At 67.6% G+C, this 14,402-nt stretch carries 11 protein-coding genes and 1 pseudogene; all 12 read left to right on the top strand.

Going from position 1 to position 14,402, the window contains the following annotated elements; all coding sequences use genetic code 11:
* Positions 1-81: 81 nt before the first annotated feature.
* The 12 genes and pseudogenes from AC5Y6Y_RS24030 to proB all read left to right on the top strand — a co-directional run bounded on the left by AC5Y6Y_RS24030 (position 82) and on the right by proB (position 14,402).
* Positions 82-1,338, top strand: a complete 1,257-nt coding sequence (locus AC5Y6Y_RS24030) for a saccharopine dehydrogenase family protein (protein WP_499928230.1) — start codon at positions 82-84, stop codon at positions 1,336-1,338.
* A gap of 105 nt (positions 1,339-1,443) precedes the next feature.
* Entirely contained in the window at positions 1,444-2,031 is a 588-nt protein-coding gene (locus AC5Y6Y_RS24025) for a DUF937 domain-containing protein (protein WP_499930588.1), read from the top strand.
* A gap of 142 nt (positions 2,032-2,173) precedes the next feature.
* Positions 2,174-2,815 (top strand): LysM peptidoglycan-binding domain-containing protein, encoded by a 642-nt coding sequence (locus tag AC5Y6Y_RS24020; protein ID WP_463824857.1) that lies wholly within the window; start codon positions 2,174-2,176, stop codon positions 2,813-2,815.
* A gap of 60 nt (positions 2,816-2,875) precedes the next feature.
* Complete coding sequence (locus tag AC5Y6Y_RS24015; RefSeq protein ID WP_499930586.1) at positions 2,876-5,536, top strand: valine--tRNA ligase; 2,661 nt, start codon at positions 2,876-2,878, stop codon at positions 5,534-5,536.
* On the top strand, positions 5,533-6,969 hold the full coding sequence (gene folC / locus AC5Y6Y_RS24010) for a bifunctional tetrahydrofolate synthase/dihydrofolate synthase (protein WP_499930584.1): 1,437 nt from the start codon (positions 5,533-5,535) through the stop codon (positions 6,967-6,969). The genes AC5Y6Y_RS24015 and folC overlap by 4 nt, the downstream gene beginning before the upstream one ends.
* A gap of 50 nt (positions 6,970-7,019) precedes the next feature.
* The gene (locus AC5Y6Y_RS24005) at positions 7,020-7,349 is read left to right on the top strand and encodes a DUF4233 domain-containing protein (protein ID WP_463824946.1); all 330 of its coding nucleotides are present in this window, start codon (positions 7,020-7,022) and stop codon (positions 7,347-7,349) included.
* Positions 7,350-7,383: 34 nt separating this feature from the next.
* Positions 7,384-7,794 carry a nucleoside-diphosphate kinase gene (gene ndk / locus AC5Y6Y_RS24000; RefSeq protein WP_499930582.1) on the top strand — a complete coding sequence of 137 codons (411 nt, stop codon included), beginning with the start codon at positions 7,384-7,386 and terminating at the stop codon, positions 7,792-7,794.
* A gap of 316 nt (positions 7,795-8,110) precedes the next feature.
* Positions 8,111-11,029, top strand: coding sequence for a ribonuclease E (gene rne, locus AC5Y6Y_RS23995; RefSeq protein WP_499930580.1), 2,919 nt, complete (start codon positions 8,111-8,113; stop codon positions 11,027-11,029).
* A 183-nt stretch (positions 11,030-11,212) separates the two neighbouring features.
* The gene (gene rplU / locus AC5Y6Y_RS23990) at positions 11,213-11,524 is read left to right on the top strand and encodes a 50S ribosomal protein L21 (protein ID WP_463824852.1); all 312 of its coding nucleotides are present in this window, start codon (positions 11,213-11,215) and stop codon (positions 11,522-11,524) included.
* A 13-nt stretch (positions 11,525-11,537) separates the two neighbouring features.
* Positions 11,538-11,798 (top strand): 50S ribosomal protein L27, encoded by a 261-nt coding sequence (gene rpmA, locus AC5Y6Y_RS23985; protein ID WP_463824851.1) that lies wholly within the window; start codon positions 11,538-11,540, stop codon positions 11,796-11,798.
* A 52-nt stretch (positions 11,799-11,850) separates the two neighbouring features.
* Positions 11,851-13,287 (top strand): GTPase ObgE, encoded by a 1,437-nt coding sequence (gene obgE / locus AC5Y6Y_RS23980; protein ID WP_499930578.1) that lies wholly within the window; start codon positions 11,851-11,853, stop codon positions 13,285-13,287.
* Positions 13,284-14,402, top strand: a pseudogene (gene proB / locus AC5Y6Y_RS23975) (glutamate 5-kinase). Before obgE ends, proB begins: the two are co-directional and overlap by 4 nt.

The following is a 14,402-nucleotide window of genomic DNA, read 5'->3' as shown; positions in this document are numbered from 1 at the left end:
GCGAGTCCGCCGAGCAGTGACCGGGGCCGGTGACGCAGACCGCGCCAGCTTGCCCACATCGCCGGGAGTAGCGTCGGGCGGGTGACTGATACGCCACGCGAATTCGACATCATCCTTTACGGCGCAACCGGCTTCGTCGGCAAGCTGACTGCGGAATACCTGGCCCGGGCCGGTGGCGATGCGCGCATCGCCCTGGCCGGCAGGTCGAAAGAGCGGCTGGCAGAGGTACGACGGTCCATCGGCGCGTCGGCAGAGCAGTGGTCTGAAGTAGCCGCGGATGCCACCGACCCGTCGAGCCTGAAGGAAATGGCCGCCCGCACGCGGGTGGTCATCACCACGGTAGGTCCCTACACCCGATACGGGCTGCCGCTGGTGGCCGCGTGCGCCGCCGCCGGCACCGACTACGCCGACCTGACCGGCGAGGCCAACTTCGTCCGGGAGAGCATCGACGTCTACCACAAGCAGGCCGCCGATACCGGTGCCCGGATCGTGCACGCGTGCGGATTCGACTCGGTGCCATCCGATCTGACCGTATTTGCGTTGCATCGCGCCGCTCAGCAGGACGACGCGGGAGATCTGACCGACACCAACCTCGTGGTGCGTTCCTTCCGGGGTGGACTGTCCGGCGGCACCATCGCATCGATGCTCGAACTGATGCGCGCTGCGTCCAAAGATGCCGAGGTGCGCCGTCAGCTCCTGGATCCCTACACCCTCAGCGATGACCGCGGTGCAGAACCCGATGTCGGACCGCAACCCGATCTGCCCTTGCGGCGTGGTCGCCAGATCGCGCCGGAGCTCAACGGTTTGTGGACGGCGGGGTTCGTGATGGCCCCGTACAACACTCGGATCGTGCGGCGGAGCAACGCACTGCTGGACTGGGCGTACGGCCGCGAGTTCCGCTACGCCGAGAGCATGAACCTCGGATCTTCCGCGATCTCCCCGGTGGCCTCTGCTCTGATCACCGGTGCCAGCAACGCGGTGTTCGGCTTGGGCAGTCGCTTCCTCGGTCTGTTGCCCGCCAACCTGATGGAACGGGTACTGCCCAAACCCGGCACCGGTCCCAGTGCCCAGGCCCGCGAGCGTGGTTACTACAAAGTCGAGACCTACACCACGACGACGTCCGGCGCCCGCTACGTGGCGCGCATGGAACAGCGGGGCGACCCGGGGTATAAGGCGACCTCGGTCATGCTGGGCGAATGCGGCCTCGCGCTGGCACAGGACCGCGACAAGCTTCCTGACCTGCACGGCGTGCTGACCCCGGCGGCCGCCATGGGTGATGCGCTGCTGGCCCGATTCCCGGGCGCGGGTATCTCGCTGGAGACCGAACGGTTAATTTGACGTGCGGGTTGAAATTGGGCTGCGTCCAGGGGTGACGAACCAGATCGCGCGAGTCTAGTGTCGTAATCGGGGCGTCTTTCATACCAGCAACGAAGGTGGACAGCGATGGCCGGACTCGATGACCTGTATGCGCAGATTCCCACCTCAGACATCGCCACCAAACTCGATGCCGACCAAGGCGAAGTCGAAAAGGCGGTACACACGCTGGTGCCGGTATTGCTCAGCGGTCTGCAGCACAATTCCCAAGATCCCGAGCACGCCAGCAAGATCGAATCGGCAGCCAGTGGCCACGCCGCCCGCGGCCTGCTTGACGCCGGCGGCGGTGTCGACCAGGTCGACGAGCAGGACGGGCACCAGGCCGTGGCGACCCTGTTCGGCGGCAAGGACACCGACCAGGTGGCGGCGGCGCTAGCCGGCGGGGGCGCGGGCAACAGGGACCTGCTCAAGCAACTACTGCCGGTCGTGCTGCCAATTGTGTTGGCGTACATAGGCAAACAACTTGGATCGGACGGCGCCGCCGCGACCACGGCGTCGCAGCAACGGACGTCCGGTGGCGGGCTGGGCGACATCCTGGGCAGCATCCTCGGCGGCGGCAACGACAAGTCACTCGGCGGCATCCTGGGCAGTGTGCTGGGCAATAAGGGCGGTGGCCTCGGGGACATCCTCGGCGGCCTCCTCGGTGGCAAGAAATAGCTTGTGCGACAACAGGATTGCGCTGAGTGCAAACCTGTTTCGGGCGCAGCAAGATGGGTAAGACTGGGTTCAGGGGTACCAGGACGGACGGTCGGCAGGTGTCGACCGTACTTGGAAACGACAGGGATGGAGAGGGTAAGTCATGTCAGACACGCTCACCGAAGGACAGAAGCTGGTCAGAGGGGAGTCGCTGGTCTCCAACAACGGCGCCTACACCCTGACCCTGCAGGACGACGGCAACCTGGTGCTGGCCGCTCGGGGAAAGCCGTTGTGGGACACCGGGACCAACGGTCAGAATGTGGTGCGCGCCGAGGTGCAGACCGATGGCAACTTCGTGCTCTACACGTCGGACAAGCCGGTGTGGCACAGCGACACCAAGGGCAAGAAGCAGGTCCGGCTGGTCCTGCAGGACGACCGCAACCTGGTGCTCTACGCCGGTGACGGTAAAGCCGCGTGGTCGACCAAAACCGAGACCGACGCGCCCCCGCCCCCCGAGCCGGTCGCCGAGGCAGAGAAGTCCGGTTCCGAGTCCGCCAAGGGCGGTTGGTGGGGTTCAGACGAGCCGGCCCAGAACGCCGTCGCTGAATCCCACGAAGAGGCACCCGCCGAACCGCCCCCGGCCGAGCCTGCTGCCCGTACCCACACCGTCGAGTCCGGCGACACGCTGTGGGCCATTGCCGAGCGCTTCTACGGCGACGGCAGCAAGTACCAGCTGATTGCGGACGCCAGCGGCATCCCCAACCCCGACTTGATCTACCCCGGTCAGGTGCTCACGATTCCGTAATCGGCTCCGGTCTCGGAGGCCCAACCCGGCGGCGCGGCTGGCGGTTCCTAGAATTGTGCGGTGACCGCCAGCCCCCGCCCCGCCGACGACCAGCTGCCCAAGTCGTGGGATCCGGCCGCGATGGAGGGCGCCATCTACCAGAAGTGGCTGGATGCCGGCTACTTCACCGCGGACCCGCACAGCAACAAGCCGCCGTACTCGATCGTGCTGCCGCCGCCCAACGTGACAGGCACGCTGCACATGGGTCATGCGTTGGAGCACACCATGATGGATGCGCTCACCCGTCGCAAGCGCATGCAGGGCTACGAGGTGCTGTGGCAGCCGGGCATGGATCACGCCGGCATCGCCACCCAGAGCGTGGTGGAGAAACAACTCGCGGTCGACGGCAAGACCAAGGAAGACTTTGGCCGTGAACTGTTCGTCGAGAAGGTGTGGGACTGGAAGCGGGAGTCCGGCGGCGCGATCGGCGGCCAGATGCGCCGGTTGGGCGACGGCGTGGACTGGAGCCGTGACCGGTTCACCATGGACGAAGGTCTGTCGCGGGCGGTACGGACGATCTTCAAGCGGCTCTACGACGCCGGGCTGATTTATCAAGCCGAGCGACTGGTCAACTGGTCACCGGTGCTGGAGACAGCCATCTCCGATCTCGAGGTCAACTACCAGGACGTCGAGGGCGAGTTGGTGTCGTTCCGCTACGGCTCCCTCGACGACGCCGAACCCCACATCGTGGTCGCCACCACCCGGGTCGAGACGATGCTGGGTGACACCGCCATTGCGGTACACCCCGACGACGAGCGCTACCGTCAGTTGGTCGGGACCAAGTTGCCGCACCCGTTCGTCGACCGCGAGATGATCGTCGTTGCCGACGCGCATGTGGATCCCGAATTCGGTACCGGCGCAGTCAAAGTCACCCCCGCCCACGACCCGAACGACTTCGAGATCGGATTGCGGCATCAGTTGCCGATGCCGTCGATCCTGGATACCAAGGGGCGCATCGTCGGCACCGGGACGCAGTTCGACGGCATGGACCGCTTCGAGGCCCGGGTCGCGGTGCGCGAGGCACTGGCAGCGCAGGGCCGGGTCGTGGCCGAAAAACGGCCCTATCTGCACAGTGTCGGGCACTCCGAGCGCAGTGGTGAGCCGATCGAGCCACGGTTGTCGCTGCAGTGGTGGGTCCGGGTGGAGTCGCTGGCCAAGGCGGCCGGCGACGCGGTTCGCGACGGGCACACCGTGATTCACCCCGCCAGTCTTGAACCGCGGTGGTTCGCGTGGGTGGACGACATGCACGACTGGTGCATCTCGCGCCAGCTGTGGTGGGGTCACCGCATCCCGATCTGGTACGGGCCCGACGGCCAGCAGATGTGCGTCGGTCCCGACGAGACACCGCCCGACGGGTGGGAGCAGGACCCCGACGTGCTGGACACGTGGTTCTCTTCGGCACTGTGGCCGTTCTCCACTCTGGGTTGGCCGGAACAGACCGCCGCACTGGAAAAGTTCTACCCGACAAGCGTTCTGGTCACCGGCTACGACATCCTGTTCTTCTGGGTGGCCCGGATGATGATGTTCGGCACGTTCGTCGGCGGCGACGACACCATCACCCTCGCCGGTCAGCGCGGCCCCCAGGTGCCGTTCACCGACGTGTTCCTGCACGGTCTGATCCGCGACGAATTCGGCCGCAAGATGAGTAAGTCCAAGGGCAACGTCATCGACCCGCTGGACTGGATCGACAAATACGGCGCGGATGCGTTGCGGTTCACGTTGGCGCGGGGGGCCAGTCCCGGGGGTGACCTGGCGATCGGCGAGGACGCCGTCCGCGCGTCGCGCAACTTCGGCACCAAGCTGTTCAACGCCACCCGGTACGCGCTGATGAACGGCGCGGCAGCAGCCTTCCGGGCACCTTTCCCCGCCCTCGACGAGTTGACCGACGCCGACCGCTGGATTCTGGGCAGGCTGGAACAGGTTCGGGCCGAGGTGGATTCGGCCTTCGACAGCTACGAGTTCAGCCGCGCCTGCGAGTCGTTGTACCATTTCGCCTGGGACGAATTCTGCGACTGGTACGTCGAACTGGCCAAAACGCAACTCGCGCAAGGTAATCCGCACACTGCGGCGGTGTTGGCCGCTGGGCTGGACGCCCTGCTGCGGCTACTGCATCCGGTGATTCCGTTCCTCACCGAGGCGCTGTGGCAGGCGCTCACCGGTCAGGAGTCGCTGGTCATCGCCGAATGGCCGAGTTCGTCCGACATCGAGCTGGACAACGTTGCCGCACAACGGATCACCGACATGCAGAAACTGGTGACCGAGGTGCGCCGGTTCCGTAGCGACCAGGGTCTGGCCGATCGGCAGAAGGTGCCGGCCCGGTTGGTCGGTGTCCAGGACGTCGATCTGAACGAGCAGGTGCCCGCCGTGACGTCACTGGCCTGGCTCACCTCACCGGGTGCGGACTTCGCGGCCTCGGTGTCGCTGGAGGTGCGGCTGAGCGCGGGGACGGTGGTCGTCGAGCTGGATACGTCGGGCACCATCGACGTCGCCGCCGAACGGCGTCGGCTCGAAAAGGACTTGGCGGCGGCGCAAAAGGAACTGGCGTCCACCGCCGCCAAGCTCGCCAACGCAGACTTCCGGGCCAAGGCGCCCGAAGCCGTCGTCGGTAAGATTCGCGACCGACAGCAGTTGGCGCAGGAGGAATCCGACCGCATCACCGCGCGATTGGCGGCGCTGCGGTGAGTTCCGAGGCATCCGACTGGTCCGATCAGGCCACCGACGCGGCGCCGACCCCGGACGAGATCGCGTCGTTGTTACAGGTGGAACACCTGCTGGACCAGCGCTGGCCGGAGACCCGCATCGAACCCAGCCTGACCCGGATCAGCGCGCTGATGGATCTGCTCGGTTCGCCGCAACTGAGCTATCCCGCCATCCACATCGCCGGCACCAACGGCAAGACCTCAGTCGCCCGCATGATCGATGCGCTGCTCACCTCGTTGCAGATGCGCACCGGGCGCACCACCAGCCCGCATCTGCAGTCCGCGGTCGAGCGCATCTCGATCGACGGCACGCCGATCACCCCGGCGCGTTACGTCGAAACCTACCGGGAGCTCGAGCCGTTCGTGCAGATGGTCGACGAACAGTCGCAGGCAACCGGGGGCCCGGCGATGAGCAAGTTCGAGGTGCTCACCGCAATGGCGTTCGCCGCGTTCGCGGACGCGCCCGTCGACGTCGCCGTCGTCGAGGTGGGCATGGGCGGCCGGTGGGACGCCACCAACGTGATCAACGCGCCGGTGGCGGTCATCACCCCGATCAGCGTCGACCACGTCGACTATCTCGGCGACGACATCGCCGGGATCGCGGGGGAGAAGGCGGGCATCATCACCCGCGCGCCCGACGGCGCGCCCGACACCGTCGCGGTCATCGGCCGGCAGACGCCCGAAGCCATGGAGGTGCTGCTGGCGCAGTCGGTGCGCGCCGATGCCGCAGTGGCCCGACAGGATTCGGAGTTCGCGGTGCTGCAACGTCAGGTCGCCATCGGCGGCCAGGTGCTGGAACTGCAGGGCCTGGGCGGGGTGTACTCCGATATCTACCTGCCGCTGCACGGCGAACATCAAGCGCACAACGCGGCGCTGGCGCTGGCCGCGGTCGAGGCCTTCTTCGGCGCCGGCGCCCAGCGCCAACTCGACATCGACGCCGTGCGGGCCGGCTTCGCCGCCGTCGCCAGCCCGGGACGGCTGGAACGGATGCGCAGCGCCCCAACGGTTTTCATCGACGCCGCGCACAATCCCGCCGGGGCTGCCGCGCTGGCCCGGACGCTGACCGACGAATTCGACTTCCGCACGCTGGTCGGCGTGCTCAGCGTGCTGACCGACAAAGACGCCGACGGCATTCTGGCGGCCCTGGAACCGGTGCTCGATTCCGTCGTCGTCACGAATAACGGCTCACCACGCGCGCTGGACGTCGAGGCGCTCGAGCTGGCGGCGCAGCAGCGGTTCGGTCCGGACCGGGTGGTCACGGCCGAGAACATGCGCGACGCCATCGACGCCGCGACCGCCCTGGTCGACGATGCCGGTGCCGAGGACGGGATCGCGTCAGGAGCCGGGATCATCATCACCGGGTCGGTGGTCACCGCCGGGGCGGCACGAACCCTGTTCGGGCGTGATCCGCAGTGACTGAACAGGGGCCGCCGCGGCCCGACCCGTGGAAGAGCTTCGCCGGGGTGATGGCCGGGACCCTGATCCTGGAAGCGATCGTGGTGCTGCTGGCGATACCGGTGGTGGGCGCGGTCGGTGGCGGCTTGCACGCGGCGTCACTGAGCTATTTGATCGGGGTGGCCGTGCTGCTGGTGGTGCTGTCCGGACTGCAGCGCAAGCCCTGGGCGATCTGGGTCAATCTGGGGTTCCAGCTGGCGCTGGTGGCCGGCTTCCTGCTGGATCCGGCCGTCGGCTTCATCGGGCTGCTGTTCACCGGGGTGTGGGCGTTGATCGCCTATCTGCGGGCCGAGGTGCAACGCCGGCAGGCGGCTCAGGCCCTCGAACCGCCGCCGGATTAGTGCCAGGACCGGCGGGCCTCTACTCTTGGGCACCGTGAGCGAACGGACCCTGGTACTGATCAAGCCCGACGGTGTGCAACGGCAGTTGATCGGCGAAATACTCAGCCGCATCGAGCGCAAAGGCCTCACCATCGCGGCGCTGGAGCTCAGGAACGTCGACGACGAGCTGGCCCGCAGCCACTACGCCGAGCACGAGGACAAACCGTTCTTCGGGTCGCTGCTGGAGTTCATCACGTCGGGACCGGTGGTGGCCGCGGTCGTCGAGGGGCCCCGCGCCATCACGGCGTTCCGGCAACTCGCTGGTGGCACCGACCCGGTGGACAAGGCCACACCCGGCACCATTCGCGGTGATTTCGGGCTGGAAACGCAGTTCAACCTGGTGCACGGGTCCGATTCGGCCGAATCGGCGCAACGCGAGATCGGCCTCTGGTTCCCCAGCTCCTAACCGCTTCTCAGGCCGGTTTGCCGGCCATCGGTCTCCGGGGTGACGGACTTCATTCCCGGGTGTGGGATACTGACTCTTGGGTGAACGGCGTCGAACTGGCGGCGGACACCCGAATGAAGACTTGGGCAAGCGCGACCATCGCCAGTCCGCTATGCGGCGCAGCATGTCAAGCCGTCATTCAGTACGGTGCCGAGTGGGTCCGATCTGGGTCGCTCGGCGCGAGACCATCACAAGTCCGGGAGAAGTGACCCGGACCCATAGCGAAGCCCTCGCGTGGCCGCGTCGATAGGACGCGCCCGGGGGCCTGAGGAGAAACGTGGTAGACGGTGCCCCATCTTCAGACCAGACAAATGAGCCGACACAGGAACTGCCGGACCGCCTGAGAGTCCATTCGCTCGCGCGCACCCTGGGGACCACCAGCAGGCGGGTCCTCGATGCCCTGGCCGCGCTGGACGGACGAATCCGCAGCGCGCATTCCAGCGTGGACCAGGTCGACGCGGTACGGGTTCGGGATCTCCTGGCGGCCCAGCCCGACACCGTCCCCGACGCCCCCGCGACCGCTGCGGCACCCGATGCCGGTGCCGAGCCGGAATCGCGGCTGATGCTGGAAACCGCGGAAGCCGTCGTCGAGCGACCGCCGTACATGCCGCTGTTCGTCGCCCCCCAGCCGGTGCGGGTCGAGGCCAGAGTCGACGAGGCAGTGGATGACGACGAGTCCACCGACGACTCCGCCGACGATTCCGACGACAGTGACGGCGCCGGCGATGCTGACGACGAGGGAGCGGGAGATCGTCCGGCCAACAAGCGGCGTCGCCGGGGACGTCGTGGCCGTGGTCGCGGTCGTGGCGAGCAGGGCGGCGACGGTCCCCAGGACAGCCCGAACGGGGACTCCGCAGGCCCCAGCGGCGACCAGCGTGCTGGCGAGGCGGACGGTGCCGACCAGGACGAGGACTCCGACGACGCCGACGAGTCCGATGACTCCGACAACGGCGACGACGAGAACGGTTCGGCCGACGGCGGTAGCCGCCGCCGGCGGCGCCGGAGACGACGCAAGTCCGGAGCCGCCGAGGAAGGCGACGACAGTCCTTCGCCGGACGATCCGCCCAACACCGTCGTGCACGAGCGGGCACCGCGCAGCGGTGGCGGCAAGCAGGGCGGCGACAACGGCAGCGGTTCCGGTTCCAACGAGATCAAGGGAATCGACGGTTCCACCCGTCTGGAAGCCAAGCGTCAGCGCCGCCGGGACGGGCGCGACGCCGGCCGGCGGCGCCCGCCGGTCCTGACCGAAGCCGAATTCCTCGCCCGCCGTGAGGCCGTGGATCGGGTGATGGTGGTGCGTGACCGCGTCCGTACCGAGCCGCCGCACCCCGGCGACCGCTACACGCAGATCGCGGTGCTCGAAGACGGCATCGTGGTGGAACACTTCGTGACCTCTGCGGCTTCGGCATCGCTGGTCGGCAACATCTATCTGGGCATCGTGCAGAACGTGTTGCCGTCGATGGAGGCGGCGTTCGTCGACATCGGCCGTGGCCGCAACGGCGTGCTCTACGCGGGCGAGGTCAATTGGGAGGCCGCCGGTCTGGGCGGGTCCGACCGCCGCATCGAACAGGCCCTCAAGCCCGGCGACTACGTGGTGGTGCAGGTCAGCAAGGACCCGGTGGGGCACAAAGGCGCGCGGCTGACCACGCAGGTGTCGCTGGCCGGACGTTTCCTGGTCTATGTGCCGGGAGCTTCGTCGACCGGTATCAGCCGCAAACTGCCCGACACCGAACGTCAACGGCTCAAGGAGATCCTGCGCGAGGTGGTGCCGTCGGACGCCGGGGTCATCATCCGCACCGCATCCGAGGGAGTCAAAGAAGAGGACATCCGCGGCGACGTCACCCGGTTGCAGGAGCGCTGGAACGAGATCGACGCCAAGGCCGCCGAGACCAAGCAGAAGGCGGCCGGCGCCGCGGTCGCTCTGTACGAAGAGCCCGACGTGCTGGTCAAGGTCATCCGGGACCTGTTCAACGAAGACTTCTCCAGCCTGATCGTGTCCGGCGACGAGGCCTGGACAACCATCAACGAGTACGTGAATTCTGTTGCTCCCGAGCTGGTTTCGAAGCTCAACAAGTACGAGCCGGCGGACGGCAACGGGCCGGATGTGTTCGCGGTGCACCGCATCGACGAGCAACTCGCCAAGGCCATGGACCGCAAGGTGTGGTTGCCTTCCGGCGGCACGCTGGTGATCGACCGGACCGAGGCGATGACGGTGATCGACGTCAACACCGGCAAGTTCACCGGTTCCGGGGGAAACCTGGAGCAGACCGTCACCAAGAACAACCTGGAGGCGGCCGAGGAGATCGTGCGACAGCTGCGGCTGCGCGACATCGGCGGCATCGTGGTCATCGACTTCATCGACATGGTGCTCGAATCCAACCGCGACCTGGTGCTGCGCCGGATGACCGAGGCGCTGGCCCGCGACCGCACCCGCCACCAGGTGTCGGAGGTGACCTCGCTGGGCCTGGTCCAGCTCACCCGCAAGCGGTTGGGCACCGGGTTGATCGAGGCGTTCTCGTCATCGTGTCCCAACTGCGCCGGCCGTGGGATTCTGCTGCACGCCGATCCGGTCGACTCGGCCCCGGCGACCGGGCGCAAGTCCGAGACCAGCGGCCGTCGCAACCGGCGGTCGAAGAAGAACCGGTCCGAAGAATCCGTGGAGAAGGCAGTGGTGGCGAAGGTCCCCACGCACGCGCCCGGAGAACACCCGATGTTCAAGGCGATGGCCGCATCGTCGCGTGACGACGACGATGACGCCGACGACGCGGGCGAGGACGCATCTGTCGAGGCCGAGCAGACCACCGAGGGCGCGGTTGCGGATGCTGATGCCGCCGTCGAAGACTTCGAGGACATCGAAGACACCGACGAGGACGACGACGACACGGACGATGACGACACGGACGATGACGACACGGACGACGAGGAAGATGCTGACGACGACGAGGACCTCGATGACGATGACGAGGGCCTCGACGACGAAGATGTCGACGAACTCGACGACGAAGACCTCGAGGACAACGACGACGAGGACAGCGACGACGACGAGGACGGTGAAGACGAGGACAGCGACGACGACGAGGACGACGTGGTCAGCGTCGCCACCGGCGTCGAGCAGGTGTCCGCGCCGGTGTCGGTCGCACCGCGCCGGCGGCGTGCGGCCGGCCGGCCGGCCGGGCCACCCATCCACGGGGACTGACGGCCGGGGTCGGTTTGACCCTGTAGCCGCTGGTCACGTACCCTAGGACAGTTGTCGTCAGGCCGTGCGGACGCTGGCCGACGACAGCGGGACACGCAAGCCCGCACCAGACCACCCACCGCGCAGAGTCGCTGGCACGCGCGCGAGCCAACGCAGGCAGCAGAACAGGCAGGAGTGAGACCGATGGCTACCTACGCAGTCGTCAAGACCGGCGGTAAGCAGTACAAGGTTGCCGTCGGCGACGTCGTCAAGGTCGAGAAGATCGAATCCGAGCCGGGCTCGAACGTGTCGCTGCCGGTCGCCCTGGTCGTGGACGGCGCCGACGTCACCACCGACGCCGATGCGCTCGCGAAGGTCGCCGTCACCGGCGAGGTGCTCGAGCACACCAAGGGCCCCAAGATCCGGATCCACAAGTTCAAGAACAAGACCGGCTACCACAAGCGTCAGGGACACCGTCAGCAGCTGACGGTCCTCAAGGTCACCGGAATCAAGTAAAAGGGCGGCAGACATGGCACACAAGAAGGGCGCTTCCAGCTCACGCAACGGCCGGGATTCCGCAGCTCAGCGGTTGGGCGTCAAGCGGTTCGGCGGTCAGGTCGTCAAGGCCGGCGAAATTCTGATCCGCCAGCGCGGCACCAAGTTCCACCCCGGCGTCAACGTCGGGCGCGGCGGTGACGACACCCTGTTCGCAAAGGCGGCCGGGGCGGTCCAGTTCGGCGTCAAGGGCGGCCGCAAGACCGTCAGCATCGTCGGGCCCAGCTCGGACTAGTCCGGGCCCGAGTGCCGCGGGCGCGCCCGCCGGCTTATTGAGGGGAAGCCCGATGGCTCGATTCGTCGATCGGGTGGTCATTCACGCACGCGCGGGTTCCGGCGGCAACGGCTGCGCGTCCGTCCACCGCGAGAAGTTCAAGCCCCTGGGCGGGCCCGACGGCGGCAACGGCGGCCGCGGCGGCAGCATCGTGTTCGTCGTCGACCCGCAGGTGCACACCCTGCTGGACTTCCATTTCCGACCGCATGTCACCGCGCCGTCCGGCAAGCAGGGGGCGGGCAACAATCGCGACGGCGCCGCGGGTGCCGATCTGGAGGTCAAGGTTCCCGACGGGACCGTGGTGTTGGACGAGAACGGCCGACTGCTGGCCGACCTGGTGGGCATCGGCACCCGGTTCGAAGCCGCCGCCGGCGGCCGCGGTGGTCTGGGCAATGCCGCGCTGGCCTCGCGTGCCCGCAAGGCGCCCGGCTTCGCACTGCTCGGTGAGCCCGGGCAGGCCCGGGATCTCACCCTCGAGCTCAAGACCGTCGCCGACGTCGGGTTGGTCGGGTTTCCCTCGGCCGGAAAGTCTTCGCTGGTATCGGTGATCTCAGCGGCCAAACCCAAGATCGCCGACTACCCGTTCACCACGCTGGTGCCCAACCTGGGCGTGGTGTCGGCCGGCGAGCATGCGTTCACCGTCGCCGACGTGCCGGGTTTGATTCCGGGCGCTTCGGAGGGCCGCGGCCTGGGTCTGGACTTCTTGCGGCACATCGAGCGCTGCGCGGTGCTGGTGCACGTAGTGGACTGTGCGACGGCAGATCCCGGTCGCGACCCGATCTCCGACATCGATGCGCTGGAAGCCGAACTCGCCGCGTACACGCCCACTCTGCAGGGCGATGCGGTGCTCGGTGACCTGGCCGAGCGTCCGCGTGCGGTGGTGCTGAACAAGATCGACGTTCCCGAGGCGCGTGAGTGGGCCGAGTTCGTCCTCGACGAGATCGCCGAACGCGGCTGGCCGGTGTTCCTGGTCTCCACGGCGACGCGGGAAGGCTTGCAGCCGTTGATCTTCGGGCTGTGGAAGATGGTCTCGGAATACAATGCGGCGCGGCCGGCGCCGGTGCCGCGCCGGCCGGTGATCCGTCCGGTTCCTGTCGATGCGAGCGGTTTCACCGTCGAACCCGACGGCGCGGGTGGCTTTGTGGTGACCGGTGCGCGTCCCGAGCGCTGGATCGGTCAGACGAACTTCGACAACGACGAGGCCGTCGGCTATCTCGCCGACCGCCTGGCCCGCCTCGGCGTCGAGGATGAACTGCTGCGACTGGGCGCGCGGCCCGGCTGCGCGGTGACGATCGGTGAGATGACGTTCGACTGGGAACCGCAGACTCCCGCGGGAGTGCAGGTTCCGCTGACCGGTCGGGGCACCGATGTCCGGCTGGAGCGCAATGATCGCGTCGGCGCCGCGGAGCGAAAGGCCGCTCGGCGCCAACGCCGCGAGCACGAGTCGTGATCAGCGAGCACCGCGAGGCCATCCGAACGGCGCGCAGTGTCGTCGTCAAGGTCGGCACCACCGCACTGACCACCGAGACCGGCATGTTCGACGCCGGCCGGTTGGCGGTCCTCGCCGACGCCATCGAGACCCGCATGAAGGCGGGCACCGACGTCGTCATCGTGTCCTCGGGTGCCATCGCCGCAGGCATCGAGCCGCTCGGATTATCGCGTCGGCCCAAGGATTTGGCGACCAAACAGGCCGCGGCCAGCGTCGGGCAGGTGGCCCTGGTGAATTCCTGGAGCGCCGCTTTTGCCCGCTACGGCCGCACCGTGGGGCAGGTGCTGTTGACCGCGCACGATATCTCGATGCGGGTGCAGCACAACAACGCTCAGCGCACCCTGGACCGGTTGCGGGCACTGCACGCGGTCGCGATCGTCAACGAGAACGACACGGTGGCCACCAACGAGATCCGGTTCGGCGACAACGACCGGCTCTCGGCGCTGGTGGCGCATCTGGTGGGTGCCGACGCGTTGGTGCTGCTGTCCGACATCGACGGGCTCTACGATGCGGATCCGCGAAAGTCCGCCACTGCCAGGTTCATTCCGGAGGTGCGGGGTCCGCAGGATCTGACCGGAGTGGTCGCCGGGCAGAGCAGTCATCTGGGCACCGGCGGCATGGCATCGAAGATGTCGTCGGCGCTGCTGGCCGCCGACGCCGGGTTGCCGGTGTTGCTTGCTCCGGCAGCCGAAGTCGCTCAGGCGCTCACCGACGCGTCGGTGGGCACGGTGTTTGCGCCGCGCGCCGCACGGATGTAGGCGCGGCGATTCTGGGTGCGGTATGCCGCCGAGTCCACCGGGTCACTGGTCCTGGACGACGGCGCGGTGCGCGCCGTTGTGACGCAACGGCGTTCGTTGCTGCCTGCCGGCATCACCGGGGTTTCGGGCAAGTTCTTCGGCGGCGACGTCGTCGAATTGTGCGGATCGGAAGGGGTGGTGGTGGCCCGGGGTGTGGTCGCGTACGACGCGGGTGAACTGGCCGGCATGATCGGCCGTTCCACCTCGGACCTACCCGGTGATTTACGCCGTCCGGCGGTACACGCCGACGATCTGGTAGTCGTGCAACAACTTCAGTAG

This window comes from Mycobacterium sp. NGS24, assembly GCF_059813065.1.
This window is presented reverse-complemented; position numbering and strand designations above follow the sequence as displayed.